At 37.6% G+C, this 19,125-nt stretch carries 21 protein-coding genes and 1 riboswitch; of the genes, 13 read left to right on the top strand and 8 right to left on the bottom strand.

All coding sequences use genetic code 11. The features are described from left to right. The first annotated feature begins 9 nt into the window (after nt 1-9). Nucleotides 10-252, top strand: a complete 243-nt coding sequence (locus tag H0184_RS15835; protein ID WP_221826969.1) for a glutaredoxin family protein — start codon at nt 10-12, stop codon at nt 250-252. A 19-nt stretch (nt 253-271) separates the two neighbouring features. Here H0184_RS15835 and H0184_RS15840 read toward each other — a convergent pair whose 3' ends face one another. After that, complete coding sequence (locus H0184_RS15840) at nt 272-1,591, bottom strand: YheC/YheD family protein (protein WP_221826970.1); 1,320 nt, start codon at nt 1,589-1,591, stop codon at nt 272-274. A gap of 142 nt (nt 1,592-1,733) precedes the next feature. Further along, nucleotides 1,734-1,853 carry a hypothetical protein gene (locus H0184_RS15845; RefSeq protein ID WP_221826971.1) on the bottom strand — a complete coding sequence of 40 codons (120 nt, stop codon included), beginning with the start codon at nt 1,851-1,853 and terminating at the stop codon, nt 1,734-1,736. A gap of 79 nt (nt 1,854-1,932) precedes the next feature. Beyond that, nucleotides 1,933-2,074: riboswitch (cyclic di-AMP (ydaO/yuaA leader) on the top strand. 122 nt (nt 2,075-2,196) lie between these two features. Here H0184_RS15845 and H0184_RS15850 point away from each other — a divergent pair. Next, nucleotides 2,197-4,023, top strand: coding sequence for an APC family permease (locus tag H0184_RS15850; RefSeq protein WP_221826972.1), 1,827 nt, complete (start codon nt 2,197-2,199; stop codon nt 4,021-4,023). 29 nt (nt 4,024-4,052) lie between these two features. Here the strand turns inward: H0184_RS15850 and H0184_RS15855 are convergent, their stop codons facing one another. Further along, a complete protein-coding gene (locus tag H0184_RS15855) occupies nt 4,053-4,487 on the bottom strand; it encodes a hypothetical protein (protein ID WP_221826973.1) in 435 nt (144 codons plus the stop codon). Nucleotides 4,488-4,723: 236 nt separating this feature from the next. Between H0184_RS15855 and H0184_RS15860 the strand changes: the two genes are divergently transcribed. Then, on the top strand, nt 4,724-5,530 hold the full coding sequence (locus H0184_RS15860) for a histidinol-phosphatase (RefSeq protein WP_221827191.1): 807 nt from the start codon (nt 4,724-4,726) through the stop codon (nt 5,528-5,530). 45 nt (nt 5,531-5,575) lie between these two features. Here the strand turns inward: H0184_RS15860 and H0184_RS15865 are convergent, their stop codons facing one another. The 3 genes from H0184_RS15865 to H0184_RS27725 all read right to left on the bottom strand — a co-directional run bounded on the left by H0184_RS15865 (nt 5,576) and on the right by H0184_RS27725 (nt 7,062). Then, entirely contained in the window at nt 5,576-5,776 is a 201-nt protein-coding gene (locus H0184_RS15865) for a hypothetical protein (protein WP_221826974.1), read from the bottom strand. A gap of 71 nt (nt 5,777-5,847) precedes the next feature. After that, nucleotides 5,848-6,816: an MFS transporter gene (locus H0184_RS15870; RefSeq protein ID WP_313771787.1), complete on the bottom strand. Its 969-nt coding sequence runs from the start codon at nt 6,814-6,816 to the stop codon at nt 5,848-5,850. Between the two features lie 9 nt (nt 6,817-6,825). Beyond that, nucleotides 6,826-7,062 (bottom strand): hypothetical protein, encoded by a 237-nt coding sequence (locus H0184_RS27725; protein ID WP_260631600.1) that lies wholly within the window; start codon nt 7,060-7,062, stop codon nt 6,826-6,828. A 156-nt stretch (nt 7,063-7,218) separates the two neighbouring features. On the opposite strand from H0184_RS27725, the gene H0184_RS15875 reads away from it, so the two are divergent. Together H0184_RS15875 and H0184_RS15880 are read left to right on the top strand one after the other, a co-directional pair. Next, the gene (locus H0184_RS15875) at nt 7,219-8,589 is read left to right on the top strand and encodes an MATE family efflux transporter (RefSeq protein WP_221826975.1); all 1,371 of its coding nucleotides are present in this window, start codon (nt 7,219-7,221) and stop codon (nt 8,587-8,589) included. Between the two features lie 672 nt (nt 8,590-9,261). Continuing rightward, a complete protein-coding gene (locus H0184_RS15880; RefSeq protein WP_221826976.1) occupies nt 9,262-9,816 on the top strand; it encodes a competence protein ComK in 555 nt (184 codons plus the stop codon). 19 nt (nt 9,817-9,835) lie between these two features. Here the strand turns inward: H0184_RS15880 and H0184_RS15885 are convergent, their stop codons facing one another. Both H0184_RS15885 and H0184_RS15890 read right to left on the bottom strand, forming a co-directional pair. Next, a complete protein-coding gene (locus tag H0184_RS15885) occupies nt 9,836-10,039 on the bottom strand; it encodes a DUF5957 family protein (RefSeq protein WP_221826977.1) in 204 nt (67 codons plus the stop codon). Next, a complete protein-coding gene (locus tag H0184_RS15890; protein WP_221826978.1) occupies nt 10,036-10,461 on the bottom strand; it encodes a DUF6220 domain-containing protein in 426 nt (141 codons plus the stop codon). Before H0184_RS15890 ends, H0184_RS15885 begins: the two co-directional genes overlap by 4 nt. Before the next feature lie 221 nt (nt 10,462-10,682). Between H0184_RS15890 and H0184_RS15895 the strand changes: the two genes are divergently transcribed. From H0184_RS15895 to H0184_RS15930, 8 genes are all read left to right on the top strand, one after another. Beyond that, nucleotides 10,683-12,224, top strand: coding sequence for a spore germination protein (locus tag H0184_RS15895; protein ID WP_221826979.1), 1,542 nt, complete (start codon nt 10,683-10,685; stop codon nt 12,222-12,224). Nucleotides 12,225-12,238: 14 nt separating this feature from the next. Next, nucleotides 12,239-13,333: a GerAB/ArcD/ProY family transporter gene (locus H0184_RS15900; RefSeq protein WP_221826980.1), complete on the top strand. Its 1,095-nt coding sequence runs from the start codon at nt 12,239-12,241 to the stop codon at nt 13,331-13,333. After that, nucleotides 13,330-14,580 carry a Ger(x)C family spore germination protein gene (locus tag H0184_RS15905; RefSeq protein ID WP_221826981.1) on the top strand — a complete coding sequence of 417 codons (1,251 nt, stop codon included), beginning with the start codon at nt 13,330-13,332 and terminating at the stop codon, nt 14,578-14,580. Before H0184_RS15900 ends, H0184_RS15905 begins: the two co-directional genes overlap by 4 nt. Further along, on the top strand, nt 14,580-14,738 hold the full coding sequence (locus H0184_RS15910) for a hypothetical protein (protein ID WP_221826982.1): 159 nt from the start codon (nt 14,580-14,582) through the stop codon (nt 14,736-14,738). The genes H0184_RS15905 and H0184_RS15910 overlap by 1 nt, the downstream gene beginning before the upstream one ends. A 103-nt stretch (nt 14,739-14,841) precedes the next feature. Next, on the top strand, nt 14,842-16,509 hold the full coding sequence (locus H0184_RS15915; RefSeq protein ID WP_313771774.1) for a spore germination protein: 1,668 nt from the start codon (nt 14,842-14,844) through the stop codon (nt 16,507-16,509). Continuing rightward, entirely contained in the window at nt 16,457-17,569 is a 1,113-nt protein-coding gene (locus tag H0184_RS15920) for a GerAB/ArcD/ProY family transporter (RefSeq protein ID WP_221826983.1), read from the top strand. The genes H0184_RS15915 and H0184_RS15920 overlap by 53 nt, the downstream gene beginning before the upstream one ends. Then, entirely contained in the window at nt 17,550-18,767 is a 1,218-nt protein-coding gene (locus H0184_RS15925) for a Ger(x)C family spore germination protein (RefSeq protein WP_221826984.1), read from the top strand. The genes H0184_RS15920 and H0184_RS15925 overlap by 20 nt, the downstream gene beginning before the upstream one ends. A 12-nt stretch (nt 18,768-18,779) precedes the next feature. Next, entirely contained in the window at nt 18,780-18,980 is a 201-nt protein-coding gene (locus tag H0184_RS15930) for a CLC_0170 family protein (protein WP_221826985.1), read from the top strand. Nucleotides 18,981-19,125: the final 145 nt, after the last annotated feature.

Consider the following 19,125-nt stretch of genomic DNA (forward strand, 5'->3'; position numbering starts at 1 on the left):
GTGAAAGTAATGACTAAAGGAGTAATCGTCTATACCACAAACGACTGCATTGAATGCACAATGGTAAAAAAGGTCCTAACGGAAGAAGGCATTCCATTTGAGGTTAGGGATATTTCATTGGATGCTGCCTATCAAACAGAAGTTGAAAAATATGGCTTTTTAGGAGTTCCGGTAACTGTGTTAGGAGATAAAGCAGTTAAAGGCTTTACCAATGAATTAAAGGAAATAATAGAAATAGCAAAAAAGAGCTAATGATAGCTCTTTTGTTATTTTAAAAACCTGCTAGTTTTTTAGCATAAAGCATATTGGTTTTTAAGATTTCATAGTAAAGGTTTGGATATCCGGCGACTAGAGCAATTTCATGCGATGGATTAAAGTAATCGATTTCGGTGATCCAGATATCTCCTAATTCTCCGATTGTTATATCTACAGCCCCATTAGCAAAATGCACGCCTATACTTTCCACTTCTTTGACAGCATCAATTGCTATATGGATCAATTCCTGATAGGTAAGGGACGCATATAAATCACTTTGTTCTAAGAACTCTGATACCAGCTCTTTTTTAAATTTAACTAAAGGCATTAATTTCTCTACATTTTGACCTGATTGATCTCCTCTAGTAAATAACCCCATTGCATTCCATTGACCTGAATCGTCTTTTAGGGTAATTATCCGGATGGTAATTGTTCGATAGCCAGTTACATCAATCGATTCTTGGATCAGATATTCTCCATCTTTAAAATACTGCCGGAAAATCGAATAGGCTTGGTCCCGATTATAAAATTTGAAACTCTTGGTTTCCCTGGTTCTGAGATTCGTTATCACGAGAGAGTTAGAGTCTTTAAGGAATACTCTTATTGCTGAACGATTTGCGCTATTTAGCGGCTTAACTGTTAGATTAGGGAATTTCTTTAGAAAGTAGTAAAGATCTTGAGGAGAGCCATAAAGATTGGTATCTGGCAGATAACATTTTACACCAATTGAACCTGCTAATTTCTTGTGAATACTCCACCTCGTCAGAAAAAAATCATTAAAAACGACATTACCAATGACCGATTTGAAATGCTGAATCCATGCGGAGCTTACTGAAGAGGTCATCACAAAAATTGACCCAGGGTATGGATATGTTCCTTCTTCCCATTGTTTAGTCCGAGGATTATAAAGATATCCTTTTACTGTTTGATTGGTTTTATCAACATGGTCAAGAGAAAAGACAAGAATAGCGCCCTTAATCTCATGATATAGCAGGACGTAATCACGTAGTTGATCAAGATATTTTTTGATGGAGCTTTGATAGTAACCTGCAAGTAAACCAATAAAGGGTCCTAGCTGTATTTCATTGCCAATCTGCTTGATTTCAAGAGTGCAATGCTGTGGAATGTTCAGCATGTCCAAAATATCCTCAGAAAGGCTTGCCCCATTCAATGGCAGCTCATCAGAAATGTCTACAATAGATTGATAGGTATTTGCTCCAAATCTGATTTTTCTAGCTGTAATTTGTGTAATTCCCATTGATTCTGCTAATTTGGGGTGAAGAGTCAATATCCCTCTATTCGAGGTGTTTTTGGATAGCAGAATAACATTTTCCATTTTTATTCCTCCCAACCATAAATACTGGATACGTTAGTATATGTACATATAAGCAGTATTGTCTTAAAAATGGGGGAGATTTAAGTAATTTGGACAAGTGTACTATTGTTATAGTGAAATATGAGATGTTGATTATATTCTCTTATTCATCCTCTGTTTGATCATCATTTTGTTCATTTGATTCACCATATAACTCATTTATTTCTTTAGCAAGTTCATCTAGAAATTCATCAGTCAAAAGTGGCTTTTTCTTTTTAGACATAAATTTCTCCAATCTATAATTTATTAAAAATTTTAATTTACTTTTGATAAACACAGGAGTATGATAATCACAGTTTCATATTTCTAAATCGCTGAGACCAAATTGGTGCGGGGGACCCATTCATGTGGATAGTATATCCAAGGGGTGAATCCTTTAATAGGTAGGGCTACTCAATGGCCCGAATCCGACAGCTAACCTCGTAAGCGTTAATGAGAAGGAAGGTGGAGCTTGTGAGACAAGTTTAATAATGTCTACAAGTCTATTTAACTTTGACTTGTAGGCATTTTTTTGTGTTTTTTTAAAAATAGATTATAAATCTCACAAAAACTTGGTGGTGGAAACAGTGGTTTCGTCAGTCAAAAGATTCTTAATTGGAAGACCTTTAAAATCAGCAGAATTAGGCGAGCAGAAGCTGAATAAAACAAAAGCGTTAGCAATTCTTTCATCTGACGCTTTATCCTCGGTCGCATATGGACCGGAACAAATACTAATTGTCCTGATGACAATTAGCGCTGCCGCATTTTGGTATTCCATTCCAATTGCAATCGGAGTGTTAGTTTTATTATTAGCCTTAATTTTATCTTATCGCCAAATTATTTTTGCTTACCCGCATGGGGGAGGAGCGTATGTAGTATCAAAAGAAAATTTGGGGATGAATTTTGGGCTAATATCGGGAGGTTCACTACTTGTAGACTATATCTTAACGGTAGCAGTAAGTGTTTCTGCCGGAACAGATGCCATTACTTCTGCCTTTCCTGCCCTGCATGATTATAATGTTGGTATTGCGATTCTTTTTGTCCTATTTATTACGACTTTAAACCTGCGAGGTGTAACGGAGTCTGCTTCTATTTTAGCATATCCAGTCTATTTATTCGTACTAGCTTTATTCATTTTAATTGGTACTGGAATATACAATATTATTACTGGGCAGGTTCCAGCAGAATGGCATACTCCGGTTGGAACACCTGTTGCTGGGATTTCATTATTTCTTCTTCTAAGGGCGTTTGCATCGGGGAGCTCAGCACTTACAGGTGTTGAGGCGATATCAAATGCAATTCCCAACTTTAAGGATCCGGCACCTAATAACGCTGCTAAAACCTTGTCTGCTATGGGAGGTTTACTGGCCATATTATTTTCGGGGATTGTAGTGCTAGCCTATTACTATGGTATTACTCCCAATGAAAAGGTTACAGTGGTTTCTCAAATAGCGGAGCAAACATTTGGGCGAAATATTATGTATTTCTTTATACAAGGCACAACGGCTTTAATCTTAATTCTTGCTGCAAATACAGGGTTTACAGCTTTTCCATTACTAGCAGTTAATCTTGCAAATGATAAGTTTATTCCAAGGATGTTCAAGATTAGAGGTGACCGATTAGGGTATTCCAATGGTATTATCACTTTAGGTTTAGCGTCCATTCTCTTGATCATCTTTTTTAAAGGACAAACGGAACACTTAATTCCTTTGTATGCAGTTGGGGTGTTCATTCCATTTACCTTGTCGCAAACAGGAATGATGCTAAAATGGCTTCGTGAAAAGCCTCAGGCCTGGAGACAAAAGCTTATTGTGAATACACTGGGTGCAGTAATCTGTTTTGTGGTTACGATTATGTTCTTTTTAACAAAGTTCGCACAGGTTTGGCCAGTATTCATCTTTTTGCCAGTTATCGTTTTCATTTTTTATAGAATTCGAAAACATTACGAGGCAGTAGGAGAACAGCTTAGAATCAATGCCAATGAGGCAGCTGTTCCGATTGAAGGGAACGTAATTATTGTTCCAGTAGCGGGTATTACACAAGTAGTAGAAAATACTCTTAACTATGCAAAATCACTTGGAGTAGACCAGGTTCTTGCTGTATATGTTTCCTTCGAGCGAGATGATGAGAAGAAATTTGAAAAGAAATGGAAACAGTGGCAGCCGGACGTAAGGCTCGTAACCCTAAACTCCCAGTATAGGAGTATCATTCAGCCGCTGACGAAATTTGTGGATACCATTCAGCATAAAGCTAGTGAAGCAAACTACAGGGTTACAGTTATTATTCCACAATTTATACCAAAAAAAGGCTGGCATAATGTCCTCCATAATCAATCAAGCTTACTTATTAAAGCATACCTGTTATATAAAAGAAACGTAGTCATTACAACCGTACCCTATCATCTAAAAAAATGATAAATGAGCAGCTCCAATCTGGGAGCTGCTCAATTTTGTTTGTTATCATGAGTAAAGATACATCCTGGCACTTCAAAGGTTTGTCCATTAGCTGTTAATGAAATAGAACAAATGGCATTACCAATAATGGTTCCGTGGAGAAAATGGATGTTTGATAGAGTTGCGTTGTCATTAAAGTAGACTCCTGTGGCCTCTCCATCAGCGGACACAATCATACCGACACCGCCACCGGAAACAGGTTCACAAGTGGGTAAACCGGATACCACAGATTTAAAAACAAAGCTATTATCTTTATTTGTATGGTCACCATAGAGAATGGAGATAAAACTGTTTTGGACTGAACAATTAACATCACAGATTCGTGCAGATACAGTAATCATGCCATTGGATGGAAAACGATTAATTAAGGTTTCTACTGGCATGGCAGTTAAGGATACTGTTGCACAACAATTACAACCTTCCATAAAACACCTCTCATTCGTAATTCATAATTATATCTTATGAATAGGTTTGCATTTTTGTTTGGACAAGTAGTGAGAAAGAGGAATTTTGGGGATGGAAGACGAATGTTTAAGGGGTGAATAAATTAATCCCAAATTCAGAATCTGGTTAAAAACTTCAGGAGATAGGGAAAAGAATGAGAATTCCTTTTTATGGGAAAATAGGCATTAGAGGTGATGAATAAATGAGCAATCAAAGGATGAAATTTGATTTACATACACACCATGATCGTTGTGGGCACGCAAGGGGAGGGATTCGTAATTATATTGAAGCAGGCATAGAAAAAGGCTTGGATATCATTGGGATATCTGATCATACACCTTATTTTTCGAGTGAAGAAGATCATCCCTTTCCACATATAACTATGGCAAAGAGCCAATTTCCTGAATATATAGAAGAGGTCTTGAAGTTAAAACGAGAGTATTCTGGAAAAATCGATGTCCTTTTAGGCATTGAAGCTGATTTTTTTCCTGAACACGTAGATAATTATCGGCCGTATTTTGACCGGTATCCATTTGATTATATAATAGGGTCCGTACATCAAGTGGATGGAGTAAGTATTTTTAATAAGAACCGCTGGGAAGGGCTAAGCTCCAAAGAACAAATACGGACGAAAGAAAACTATTATTCTTTAATTGAGCAATCTGCCCGCAGCGGCATGTTTCAGATTTTAGGACATATTGATGCCATGAAAGGCTATTATCCTGAATTTTCGAAGATAGAAACCGCGGCAGTCGAACACACCTTAAAAGTTATTGCAGAATGCGATATTGCTATCGAAATTAACACCTCAGGAAAAACAAAATACGTAGGAGGCTGGTATCCTGCGGACGAAATATTAGAAATGGCACTCCACCATGGAGTAAAAGTTACCTTCGGCTCCGACGCCCACGATCCACACCGAGTAGGAGACGAATTCGAAATCGTCCAAAACCGCCTCAAAGAAATAGGCTTCAAAGAATGGGTCTACTTTAAAGCGCGAAAGAGATATGCAGTGAATGTATAAATGGTGCCTGTCACCAAACAAAAAAATGTAATGGATAAGACTCCATTACATTTTTTCTTGTTTATGTTTTTGTTGTTTGTTTCTTTTGGTTAATGTTCGAATTACGTAAATACCCCCGATGAGGGCTAGTAAATTCAATGAGTCCCCTAGGTTAATGGTGAGGTTGAAGTTGTTGTTTACTTTTACGGTGTTTTTATTGTTGTTGGAACTTGGAATTGATTTTGTTTCCTGGATATCGTTTGGCAAAAATAACACCTCCATATGACTAGTATATTAAGTTAGTCCAATAGAAAATGCCAATTTACTAGATAAAATGACTAGTTTTTTAATAAGAGAGTTTGGGTATATTTCCGTGTGCGAGAATACATTAGTAGAAATACAAATGCACTTCCTATTCTCATAATTGAATTTAACTCCATGGATTTTTGTATGCCTAGACCTTCTAATAGAAGTATTCCTATCTGAGGGGCTATAAAGGCCACGAATGATAACAGTACATTATAGGTTGTGATGCAATACGTTCTTGTTTCTTGTGGTGATTGTTCCAACAGAAGGTTGAACAATAATAGAACAACACCAGAAATAAAAAATCCGGATAGTGCCTGAACACAAGTTAAATAATATAGATTTGTAGAAAGAACAGTTAGAAAAGGAACAAGCGCCATGCCCAGTGCAGCCCAGACCAGCATGAGGGTATTAGATTTTTCCTCTGCCCATTTTTTCCACAAGGGGAAAGTAAAGATTTGTACCAATTGACATGCCACTGAAAAGATACTGATCCAAAGGATGGTAGCTTCTGCGATTCGAACATGATAAATATTGAATATTCCCCATGACATTTGCCAAGTGAAATTAAAGCAGAGTGCCGCAATCAAAAACCATTTATAGCCATGATCTTTAAAAATGGACCAATTCATCGACGCTTTTTTCGTATTGGAGGAATATTGGACTTTTTCTTTATGCTTCATTAAGAAGAAGACCTCTCCTAACCCAAAAAGCAAGGCAGCGAAAAATAGCCATTGGTAGGCCGAAGCGTTTGTTGTTTGGTTTTTCATGATAATCCCAATGACAAGTGTTGAAGTCATACCGGCTATGGTTAATAACCGGTTACGGTCACTAAAAAAAGTACCCCTTCGCTCGTCTTTAATCATCCCGCTAATCAAGGTCTGCCAGCCTATATTGGAAATGGTGGCTGGTACATTCATAAGTGCAATTATAATTAAAAATGCCCAGGCTTGGTAAGGAGAGGCAATGTAAACAACTGCAATGAGCAGCAGAAAGAGCAGGCGGGCTCCTTATACAGACATCGCTACCGTTCTTTTCTGTGATTCTAACCTGTTCAATAATATGGCCGCAGGAATTGTCATCAGGAGTGCAATTAAAGGGGGAAGTGAACTAATCAATCCAACCTGGAAATTGGTCGCTCCAAGAATCGAGATAGCAAAGATGGGATAAAAATTACCTGCAAGGTTAATGGCGATGGTTGAAACCATGCCGTGATAGATACTAATCTTTTCATTGTATGTACGCACGCATCTTCACCAGTTTCTCTATTAATCAATAACGATATTATTATACTACGGCATTCGAAATTTCTATATAATACTTTTAACTTTTTTATGAAAAACAGCCGGAAATCCAGTATAATGAATCTTTGGTTTTATATTTCAGTTTTAGGAGTTTTCAACATGAATCAGACTTTTACCTTAAAGGAAAAGACAAAGCAAATATTTATCATGATTATACCAATTTTAATAACACAGCTTGGTATGTTTTCGATGGTGTTTTTTAATACGGTTATGTCAGGAAAGTACAATTCCGCAGATCTTGCCGCTGTTGCCATAGGGTCATCAATCTGGAGTCCGATATTTACCGGGATAAGCGGGATATTGCTTGCCGTTTCACCGATTGCTGCTCAGCGATTTGGGGAAAAGAGGAGCAGTGAAGTAGCGTCTGTGGTTCGCCATGGACTTTATCTTTCATTTTTGATCGCCGTAGTGATCATTGTTCTTGGTATTTTCTTTCTAGATCCTCTTTTGGGAAAAATGAATCTTCCAACTGAAGTCCATGGGACTGCTTTTGACTATTTGGTTGGTCTTAGTTTTGGGATACTTCCATTATTCATCTTTAACGTATTAAGATCGTTTATTTATGCATTGGGAAAAACAAGAATTGTAATGTATATCCTGCTTCTGTCCCTGCCATTTAATTTCTTTTTAAACTACGTGTTAATCTTTGGACATTGGGGATTCCCAGAACTTGGCGGGGCAGGTGCTGGTTACGCAACCTCCTTCACGTATTGGGTGATAACCGGAATGACAATTTTTATCGTAAAAAAACAGGAACCATTTTCAAGTTTTTTGGTTTTCGAGAATCTGAAACAATTTTCATGGCAAGAGTGTAAGGAAATTTTAAAAATTGGAGTACCTATGGGACTGTCAACCTTTTTTGAAACGAGTATGTTTGCAGTCGTAACCATCCTTTTGAGTAAATTTAATGTTACGACCATTGCAGCTTATCAATCAGCACTAAATATTGTTTCCTTCTTGTATATGATTCCGATTAGCATATCGATGGCACAAACGGTTTTAGTGGGATATGAAGTGGGGGCACGAAGGTACAAGGACGCTAAAACCTACAGCTGGTTAGGAATTTATTTAGCAATATTAATTGCCATTATTACCGGTGTGTTTGTAGTACTATTCCGTTACCAAGTGGCAGGGTTTTATTCAAATGAGTTAGAAGTGATTAACTTAACGGCGCACTTTTTAATCTTTGCATTGTTCTTTCAAATTAGTGATGCGATTCAAGTCACCGCACAGGCAGCATTACGCGGCTATAAAGATGTGAATCTTGCCTTTATCATGACCTTAATTGCCTACTGGTTAATTTGCCTTCCTCTTGGCTATGGTTTGGCAAACTTTACTGATCTAGGAGCAACTGGATATTGGATAGGCCTTACCGCAGGTCTATTGGCAGCAGGAATTGCCCTATCATGGAGACTTATCTATATTCAAAAGAGTAAATTCAAAGACACACAAAAATTAAAAGCCGTTTAAACAGTTAACCGCCAATCATTAATAATCCACAAAAACTCCTCATCACACAAGCCGTGATGAGGAGTTTTTTTAAAATGTGAAACTTATATTGAAATAGTAAGTAGAACATAAATATATTATGTAAACATATTAGAGCATAAAAATCTTACCCTATAAGAGTAAGATTTTTTAAAATCAATAGATGGGTAGGTAAATATGTATTTTTTGTGTATCTGTGAATTTTCAGTAAACACGGCAAAAACCAATTTTGAATGTGCTCTGTGACACTCAAGAATTAGCAGGAAAGTTGTAATACCAGCTAAAATCAAATGTGAACCACAGTCTTCGAAGAGAAACGGATTAATTGGAAATAAAAACGCTTTCATTATACATACAAAACATGCTGCAGTCAACAAGGTTTATAATCCTCGAAAGATCTGTATGGAAGGACAAAATTTTTTTATTAGGCAAATGATTTACATTCTATATTCTAGTAAAATATACTTATTTTTGAGGAGGAATTAAGTGGAAAAGTTTGATATAAACCTAATGATAAAGAATTACCCTCAGGTAATGATCTTGACAGGAACGATACCTAAGGGCAAAGCAAGTTGAGTATACAACTTTATGGTTAGTATACTCTTATTCTCAAAAAAATCAATTACTTCGAGTAGAAAAGAGGATAAGTGATATATGAATATTAGGGATAATCATCTAATTAATGAAAAGACGGTTCTCGTAACAGGAGAGTACAGTGATAGAGGGGAATTATGGTCAAGAGTATTTGAAGGGGAAGATACCTTTTTAGTGAGAAAAACACCAATAGCACTAATTGAGGAAACATTATTACATGTGGGCTCAGACTTTCTAGGAGCAAGACGAAGTTCTAAATATTTGCTCTCTCCGATGAGGATGCATCCTATAAGTGTAAATCCACAAATGGGTATTTTAATGTTCCCAACAAAGAAAATCAAAAGCCATAGCTGCGTTTGGTTTTCACTAATTCATGTGAAATCAACCACTCGTGTTGGAATCAATCTGACTGAAGTATTCATGAGCTATGGCCACACCATTTTAATTGATATGACGGAAAGAGCTTTTCATACAAAGCACAATAATGCCATTAAACTTCAGGAAATGATATCCAGAAATTTAAAATGTCCTTTGTTTTTCTATGTAGAACCAAAGAAAGGCTACTATATTAGTAAAAAGCACAGTGATAATAATTTTAGTCTTGAGAAAAAGTAATGCAAAGAGAGCAGCTTCCTTAGTGGAGGCTGCTCTTGTAATTTGGAAGGTTTGATTTCCTGCGGAACATAAAATCAATCGCAGCCAGCATAATGCCGAATAATAAGGGCAAAAACTTCAATCCAATAGTCTGGTCATACAACAGGAAGCCAAAAATATTAATCACTTCTGTGGTGATCAATCCTAGTACAAAGCCAGTTATAAATAATAAAACTACTCTCATTCCCCTACAACCCCTTTACCTTTCTCACGTTTAAAGGCCATTTGCCATACCTTTGGGACAGTCTTAACCGACATCCAGAACAGAACGAAAGCGATGACAGGATGCAGGGCTGCTGCCCAAGGGATAACAGATGTTATGTTTGCTGTGAAATACATGATGAAAATGACGCCAAATAATGCCGCACTATGTCCAATTGCCCAGCGTGGTAATTTTCCAACAAACGCGATGACGAACATTAAAACAGGAATAAATTCGAATAAATGGATAAAACCTGTATGCTTTGTCCAATTTACAGGATTTACAAAGATGGCTAATCCAGCAAAAAACACTTGAACAAGTATACAAAATAAAAATAAGATGGACAGCGATACAAAGCTTATACTGCCAATCTTGAACACAGTTGAAACTTCATTACTTTTCAAAACATTCTCTCCCTCTAAATTATGTGTTTTCTCTATTAACAGTCTAACTTTGAATATGACTCTGCATAATGAGCCAGGGATGTAACTCATTCTAAGTCTTTAGCCTTATTTTTGAGGATGAGTTATGGGGATTTCCTCAAAAAAAGGATATTTAATCTAATTTGCTAAACAATAACTAAATATCAATGAGTTCAAGAAGCCCTCCCAGGAGGAGAAACGATATGAAAAGTCACTTTTTTAAAAATAGTAAACGCTTCAAATTTGAAACTAGTAAAGAAATTTTTGATATTGAAAACGATAGTAAGACTGATGCTTTCTCTGGGGATATAGCAAAAGATGAGGAAGTCCTTAAAAAGCTCTATCTTTTTCCGCAAAATATTGATTTTAAGGTGAGGTCATTAACGATCCCTATAATGCGGAAAAAAGGGGTTATTTTCTATATTCCATCACTAACTGATATAACAATGGTGGATGAACATATCATTAAACCTTTACTCACGGATGGGGATCAATCGACTAATGAAGTAGCAAACATTATTAGTGCAAGTGCCTTTAATGAAGAGAAAAACCTAAAAAAGGCAATCAAAGAATTAAATACCGGTAATACCTTGCTGCTTATTGATGGCGAGCCTCTATGCTATGTGATTAACACTAGTACGGCTGCTGGGAGAAGTGTTGAAAAACCACAAAACGAAACAACACTTTTTGGTCCTAAGGAAGCATTCGTAGAAAGAGCAGATATAAATATTTCCCTAATCCATAAAAAAATACGTTCAGAGGACTTTACAGTTGAAAAAATGGTAATTGGTGAGCGCTCACATAATGAAGTATTTATTATTTACAACAAAGAACTGGCTGGTGAAAAAGTTCTAAATGAAGTGAAGGCGAGAATTGGGGCTGTACAAAAGGATGCGGTACAAAATCTCAGCCTTCTCATTCAGCACATCGAGGACAGGAAAGCCAGCTTATTTCCGACCATCTTACTGACCGAGAGACCTGACAGAGCAGCTTCCTTCTTCGAGGATGGTCATGTTATCGTCGTAATGAACAATTCGCCATTTGCCATGGTTGCCCCCGCTACCTTTTGGGCTTTTTACCATTCTGCAGACGATCATTACTTACGGTTTATCTATGGAAACTTTACTCGGTTCCTCCGGATGGCAGCAATGTTTATTACATTATTCACACCATCTATCTATATCGCAATTACGAATTATCATATAGAAATGCTGCCGCCTGATTTATTATTAGCCATCGCAGGCGCAAGGGAAATGGTGCCATTTCCCGCCATTCTGGAACTATTGATGATGGAACTTGCTTTTGAATTAATTAGAGAAGCGGGAATACGGGTACCGACTCCAATTGGACCAACCATTGGTATTGTTGGGGCTTTGATACTGGGGCAGGCAGCAGTTGAAGCCAATGTCGTCAGTCCTATTGTCGTAATCGTTGTTGCGCTAACAGGTTTGTCTTCGTTCGCCATAAGTGATGTAAATCTAAATTATGCGATTAGAATTGCAAGATTTGGATTTCTACTGGCTGCCAGCGTGTTTGGGATATTTGGAATGGTAGGAATTTTTTTAAGCGGCTTATTTTATCTAACGACGATAAAATCATTTGGTGTTCCCTATTTTGCACCATTAACGCCAAAATACAAATCTTCGGACGACACACTATTCCGCAGGATTTTAACGAACGAGCGTCTTAGACCTGCTTTTGTAAAAACAAAAGATTTAACAAAGAAACCAATTAAAAACGAGTGAAATTGGGTGATGGTATGGTGAAGGTAGAAAAGGATCTAGTGGGCGGCAGGGAGTTTTTTGCGATTGTGGTATTCATGATTAGTACAAAAGCTACCGATATGACAGCAACGACTATATTCGACATTACCCTAAACGCTTCCTGGATGGTTATTATTGGTTCTTTTTTATTCATCCTCCCAGCCTTCCTTGCCCTGAATTTTCTGTTGAAAAAATTTCAAGACAAACATCTGTTGGAAATCTCTAGAGCAGCGTTTGGAAAATGGATTACCTTTATCATTGGGTTCATCCTATTCTCAATTTTGTTATTAAATACCTCCTTTGAAACACGAAGTTATACCGATCAATTAATGACGATGAATTTTCCCAAAACACCAACATTTATTCTTTATCTTCTCTTTTTGCTGATTTGTTTGGGTGGTGCAAAGAAGGGCTGGGAATCAATTGGTTCTGTTGCATGGATGGTCTTTCCCTACGTTACAATTGCCTTAACGCTTCTAGTTTTTTTACTCACAAAAGATAATGTGGTAAATCGAATGTTTCCTATATTTGGCCCTGGAAAGTGGGAAATAGCGAAGGCAAGTTTTAAATATATATCGATTTATGGAGATGGACTTGTCATTGCGATGATGTACCCCTTTGTAAAAAGCCATAAGACGTATACAAAAAGCCTGTATGGAGCACTTATATATTCGGTTATGATCATGGCATTACTCTATCTATCCTATGCGCTTTTATTTGATTACCAAAGCGTGGGGAAAATCACCTACCCTTTCAATGAGGCCATTCGATTCGTATCAATAGGGAAAGTTATTACGAATATTGAAACCTTTTTCTTAACCTTCTGGTTATTAGTGGTAATTGTGAAATTCTCCGTATACATTTATTTGGTTAGCAAAGTATTCGGATATGTATTTCACATTGAAGAATTTGAGCATACACTTATTCCAATCACCATCTTGATTCTGTTAATTGGGCTTATGCCGGAGAACCAAGTTGAAAATATCTTTGTCTTGCGAAATCAAATTATGACCTACGGGAAATACCTGATGCTGTTTCTGCCGCTGCTCCTTTTAATTGTTATCAAGTTAAAAGAGGTGGTAAAGGGTTGAGATTCTTCGTTATTCTCATTGCAGTATGCATGCTGACGGGCTGCTGGGATCGAAAGGAACTAGAGCAAATGTCGTATGCAACAGCAATTGGATTGGATATACCAGAGGGTGTTGATTTAAAGGAAAAGCAGGCTATTGACGTCACCTTTCAATTTTCGAATCCCAAACTCAATATTAAAGGTGCTACAGGACAAGGTGAAAAAGGAGAAAAAAGTATTATTACGCTAACTGCACCCGACTTTATCACGGCAAAAAACATGGCAAACTCCTTTGTGACCCGGCAAATTTCATTTAGTCATGCTAAAACGATTGTCGTTTCAGAAGAATTAGCAAAATCGGATATGTTTTTTAGGTTTATAGGTTCGGCCTTAAAGGAGAGAGAAGTGAGGAGGGAAACAAGTATTATCGTTTCTGAAGGGAAAGCCTCTGAATTTATCCGTAAAAATAAACCAGAAATGATGATTCGACCCCACAAGTATTATCAATTTATTATTGATCGTTCGATTGAAACGGGTTTAGTACCTGAGGCTACGATTAATCGTTTGTTTGCGGTTACAGATGGAGATGCCGATTTATTCTTAGCTATCTCTGGGTCAGTGAGTGAAAAAAAGGAAGGCAGCTCCTTTAAGGAAGAAGACCAGTACATTGCAGGCTCTGTTCCGAAAGAAGGCGGAAATCCCGTTCAGTTGATAGGATCAGCCGTTTTTAAAGAAGGAAAAATGATTGGGAAACTCACAGGGGAAGAAACCAGGGTTTCACTTTTACTAGATAATACTTCTAGAATTGAAGATATGTTTGTTAGTTTTACTGATCCTGTTGAAAAGAACTATAAAATTGCAATAAGGGTGAAGAAAAAAACGGCTACAGATATAAACGTTAAATTGAGAAAGGGACCGCCAAAAATTAATGTAAAGGTACCCCTTGAAATTGAACTTTTATCTGTTCCTAGTATGGTTGATTATGGTGGTGATATGAAAAAACAAATGATCTTGAAAAAATGGATTGCAAAGGAAATTGAGAAAAATATGATTGCGCTGGTTGAAAAAACACAGAAAGTATTTAAGTCGGAACCTTTTTACTGGTCTTTAGCTGTAAGACCATTATTCAGTACAACAAAAGAATACGAGGAATGGGATTGGACGAATAAAAATTACCCGTATGCTGACATAAATATTGATGTTCAGGTTGATATTATTGGCTTTGGGAAGCAGCTGAAGGAATCTGAAATGGAAAAGGTGAAGGATTAATGAGGCTAATATTTTGGGCAGTTGTCTCTTTTGGTGCAGCCTATAGCTTTCTCCATGCCTATTTTTTAATAAAGGATAAAAACAAATTCGGAGCAGCCGGGATTTCACTAGTCGGTATAGTCATCTTAGTTCTTACATTTATAGTCAGGTTGAAATAAAGCAGAAGTCCTATGGATTTCTGTTTTATTATTTTGTTTAGAAAAGGGAACAGAGGAATAATATTGAGGAATTGGTAAAAATTAATAGGCAGGAGGTGGAAGTGTGTCCTTATTTCGGAAGAAGAAACGCAATGTTAAAAAACCACAGTTGTTGATTCCGAGTAAAGCTGCAGAGGAAAAGGGAGACACACCGACTTCTAGCTCTTTAATGGTGAAAATAAAGGAAGTAAAAGAACTCCTTGGTAATAACGAGGATTTACAAATAAAGCAAATTAAAATATTTGGTCAATTTCCTGCTGCAAGTGTATGCCTTTCAAGTTTAATTAATCAGGATGTCCTTAATCAGGATATCTTAAAACCATTAATGTATGTCCCTGAGCATATAAAAGGAAAAGAAAAACCCATAAATGAGTTAATTAATCTAATCGTAACTGAAACTGTTTACCATAGTCAGGCTAAGGTTGGAGAAAACATGGATCAGTTAATCGAGTTGATGCTCCGCGGGGAATCGGTTATTTTTATTGATGGTATTAAGGAATCGATTCATATTGATACACGCAAGATTGAAAAAAGATCGATTGCTCAGCCTGAAACAGAACAGGTCATCCTAGGCCCGAGGGAAGGTTTTATTGAAAGTATCTTAACGAATATAGCTTTGCTAAGATACCGGCTGCCAACACCAGAATTCCAAGTGAAAACCATGAAAATCGGGCGTTTGACCAAATCAACCGTGGCGATTTGTTATTTAAAAGGGATCGCAAATGAGACGGTTATCGAGGAAGTGGAAAAAAGGCTCTCAGAGATTAATATTGATGCAATCTTAGATGTAGGATATCTAGAACAATTTATTGAAGATAATCCTTTTTCACCATTTCCCCAGACTCAATCGACAGAACGACCGGATAAAACCGTTGCCAATCTATTAGAAGGAAGAGTGGCCATTCTTGTCGATGGGTCGCCTTTTTCTTTACTAGTACCGGTTGTTTTTAATCAATTCTACCAAACAACAGAGGATTATTCTTCAAGATTTTTAATGGGAAGCTTCGTTAGATTGGCCCGTATTTTAGCACTGGTGTTTTCACTGATTTTTCCATCCCTATATGTATCGCTTATTTCCTTTAATCCCGAGCTCTTGCCGACAGAATTTGCAGTAGCTGTTGCCGGCGGCCGGGCAGGTGTTCCTTATCCCGCCGTTATTGAGGTTTTAATTATTGAGGTTGCGATGGAAATATTACGAGAAGCAACCGTCCGTCTGCCAAAACAAGTAGGGGGCGCATTATCAATCGTCGGCGTATTGGTTATCGGACAGGCTGCTGTTGAAGCGGGGTTATCAAGCCCCATTACGGTTGTTGTTATTGCCTTAACAACAATCGGCTCATTTGCAACACCAACCTATACTGCTGCTTTTGCACTTAGAATGCTTCGGTTTCCTATTATGATTTTAGCTGGGATTTTTGGACTATACGGAGTAATGATTGGGGTCATTTTTATTTTCAATCATATGCTGTCCTTAAAATCATTTGGTGTTCCTTATATGGCACCTGTCTCCCCGGAGGATAGTCAAGGGATGAAAGACGTGGTTATCCGCAGTCCATTGTGGTGGATGCCAAAAAGACCTCAATTTCTGCGGTCTTCAAACAATGATAGGCTGGGGCTTAATGATAATAAAGTTTTAGAACACAACAAGGTCGGAAATGATCAGCGGGAGGATGCAGCAAATGGGGGATCCAAAGGAGATTACAACAATTCAAGCGACGACGATCTTAATTAGCACCATTATTGGGGTAGGAGTCCTGCCTTTACCTTTATTTGCAGTCCGTGCGGGTGAAACAAGTGCCCCATTTGTAACTTTAACAGGAATTTTTCTGGCTGCAGTTGGTCTTTTTATCCTAGCCTATCTAGGGATGCGGCACCCTCAAAAAACGATCATTACCTATAGCCAGGATATTATAGGTAAATGGCTGGGCAGAATTTTCAGTATTTTTGTTATCGCCTTCTTTCTTATCTTAACCAGCTTGGCTGCCCGCGAATTTGGCGCTGTTGTTGTAACAGGTGTTTTAAGAGAAACACCGCTAGAAGTGACGGTGATTGTCATGCTATTACTGGCTTCTATTAGCTGCAGAAATAATATCAACGTTTTTTCCTATATACACAATTTTTATGTACCCATGATTTTAGCACCTGTATTAATTGTTGTTGCTTTCTCATTAAAGAATGCAAATCTATTATATTTACGTCCAATATTCCTAGGTAATGACCTCCGGGGAATGGCTGCTGGAATGCTTACGGTTTCAGCCTTATTTCAGGGGTCATTTATTATCACCATGATTATCCCTTCCATGAAGTCGCCAAAAAAAGCACTGAAAGCAAGTTTTTGGGGAATTTTGATTTCAGGCGGATTATACCTGTTAATTGTCATTGCAACAGTGGCTATTTTTGGTCCGGAAGAAATTAAACAAATCTTTTGGCCGACTTTAGAGCTGGCGAGAACCACTGCTGTACCAGGAAACATTCTGCAAAGGCTGGATATTATCTTTTTAGCAGTATGGGTATTGGCTGTTTTTACTACTTTGTTCTCAAGCTACTACTTTACCATTCATTCTCTAAAAGAACTTTTCCAGCTGAAAGATCATAAGATGCTTTCCTATTTTATTTTGCCTTTTGTGTTTTTTTTGGCGATGCTTCCCCAAAATATATTACATATGTATGAGATTATCCAATATATCGGTAGAGCGGGCTTACTCATTACCATTATGTATCCGGCTTTTCTACTTATCATAGATTTCCTCAGAAGCTGGAGGAGGGGGGAAAATGTGGCAAAACAAACATGAGCTAATAGTTGTTTTCCTCTTATTCTTTCTTATACCCTTATTATCCGGCTGCTGGGACAGTCAAGAAATCGAACAGAGAGCGAATGTTCTAGCGCTTGGAGTTGACAAGGCCAGCGAAGAAGAGCGAAAGAAGGAAGATGAAATCTCTCATTTAGGAAAAAGAATCCCGATTCCAGATGAAGAAATGATTAAGGTAACGGCGCAAATCGCCATTCCAGGAAGAATACCGCTCGGACCGCAGCAACCAGGGGGATCTGAAAAGCCGGTCTTGGTTGTAGAGGTTGTCGGCCATACCCTGCAGGATGCTATGCTTAATTTGCAGCAGGAGGTTGCAGATGAATTATTCCTAGGACATTTACGAATCATTGTCCTGAGTGAAGAAATAGCTAGACATGGAACTGCTCGGTTCAATGACTTCCTTAGACGAAACCCTGAAATTCGAAGAACGGCAGCATTAGTGGTATCGAAGGAATCCGCTGCCAAATATATGAATTTAGATCCAGAGCTGGAACGCGTACCATCTCTTTATTTGGCTGATATGGTTGACAATTTATCGGCAATAGGAAAATTTCCGCCGAGTTTCATTGGTTTATTTTGGAGCATTTTTTCAAGTAAAGGTCAGGAACCTTACTTGCCATATTTAACTGTAATAGAAAAGACAACTATACAACTTAATGGTCTTGCATATTTTCATGGGGATAAGATGGTCGGAAAGACCAATCCCCTGGAAATTGGTATTTTTATGGCCGTGCGGGGAGTTGGGAGAGGTGGGTATGGTGCATTTATTACGGTTCCTGGCAAAGATGAATCTGTTTTGGTAAGGGCTGTCAGCCGGAAAACTAGAACGAAGGTCACCCTTAGAAATGGGAGACCGCATGTGTCAGTCAAAATACAGTACGAGAGTGAGATTGATGAAAAGGAAAGTGCAAGTATCGAGCTTTCCGATTCTGCGATTCTGAAAAAAATAGAAAAAGAAGCATCGAAAAGTACAAAAAAATCGATTGAAAAATTAATTGCGAAGACGCAAAAATCAAAATCTGATATTTTTGGATTTGGAGAACATTTTCGAGCTAAATTACCGCGATATTGGGACAAACACGTAAAAACGAAAGAAAAATGGGATGAGATTTATCAGGACATTACGTTTGATGTAAGTGTTGATTCTCATATACACCGAGTTGGAATGAAATCAAAATAAGGGGTTCGTTTTATGTATATCGGATATCTAAATTATGTAATCGTAATCTGCTGGGTGACAGGGGGATTAATCCTGCTTACGGATGTAAAGGCATACCGAAATGCTTCCATGAAAAAAGAAAAGACTGCCTCAAAATTCTTAGGCTGGGTCAATATTTCGATTGGCTTTGCAATAATGGCAGCGGATTTTATATACACACGTTTCATGTGGTAAATCTATTTTGGACTTCAATATTGAAGTCCAATTTTTTTGTAGTATTTTTCATTATTAAATGTATCCGTTATCACCATTGTGAAATAAGGGATATAAGGAGCTTTATTGAGTTAAAGTGTTGAAATAATGTGTTAGATAACCTTCC

This window comes from Neobacillus niacini, from assembly GCF_019749295.1.
In the GTDB taxonomy this organism is placed as follows: domain Bacteria; phylum Bacillota; class Bacilli; order Bacillales; family Cytobacillaceae; genus Neobacillus; species Neobacillus niacini_D.

Bases quoted from the DNA above. Each gene is read 5' to 3' on its own strand.
- H0184_RS15910 (WP_221826982.1), top strand. From the start codon at position 14,580: ATGAGGCTAATATTTTGGGCAGTTGTCTCTTTTGGTGCAGCCTATAGC.
- H0184_RS15875 (WP_221826975.1), top strand. From the start codon at position 7,219: ATGAATCAGACTTTTACCTTAAAGGAAAAGACAAAGCAAATATTTATC.
- H0184_RS15925 (WP_221826984.1), top strand. From the start codon at position 17,550: ATGTGGCAAAACAAACATGAGCTAATAGTTGTTTTCCTCTTATTCTTT.
- H0184_RS15845 (WP_221826971.1), bottom strand. From the start codon at position 1,853: ATGTCTAAAAAGAAAAAGCCACTTTTGACTGATGAATTTCTAGATGAA.
- H0184_RS15895 (WP_221826979.1), top strand. From the start codon at position 10,683: ATGAAAAGTCACTTTTTTAAAAATAGTAAACGCTTCAAATTTGAAACT.
- H0184_RS15920 (WP_221826983.1), top strand. From the start codon at position 16,457: ATGGGGGATCCAAAGGAGATTACAACAATTCAAGCGACGACGATCTTA.
- H0184_RS15855 (WP_221826973.1), bottom strand. From the start codon at position 4,487: ATGGAAGGTTGTAATTGTTGTGCAACAGTATCCTTAACTGCCATGCCA.
- H0184_RS15885 (WP_221826977.1), bottom strand. From the start codon at position 10,039: ATGAGAGTAGTTTTATTATTTATAACTGGCTTTGTACTAGGATTGATC.
- H0184_RS15860 (WP_221827191.1), top strand. From the start codon at position 4,724: ATGAAATTTGATTTACATACACACCATGATCGTTGTGGGCACGCAAGG.
- H0184_RS15840 (WP_221826970.1), bottom strand. From the start codon at position 1,591: ATGGAAAATGTTATTCTGCTATCCAAAAACACCTCGAATAGAGGGATA.
- H0184_RS15900 (WP_221826980.1), top strand. From the start codon at position 12,239: ATGGTGAAGGTAGAAAAGGATCTAGTGGGCGGCAGGGAGTTTTTTGCG.
- H0184_RS15930 (WP_221826985.1), top strand. From the start codon at position 18,780: ATGTATATCGGATATCTAAATTATGTAATCGTAATCTGCTGGGTGACA.
- H0184_RS15880 (WP_221826976.1), top strand. From the start codon at position 9,262: ATGAATATTAGGGATAATCATCTAATTAATGAAAAGACGGTTCTCGTA.
- H0184_RS15835 (WP_221826969.1), top strand. From the start codon at position 10: ATGACTAAAGGAGTAATCGTCTATACCACAAACGACTGCATTGAATGC.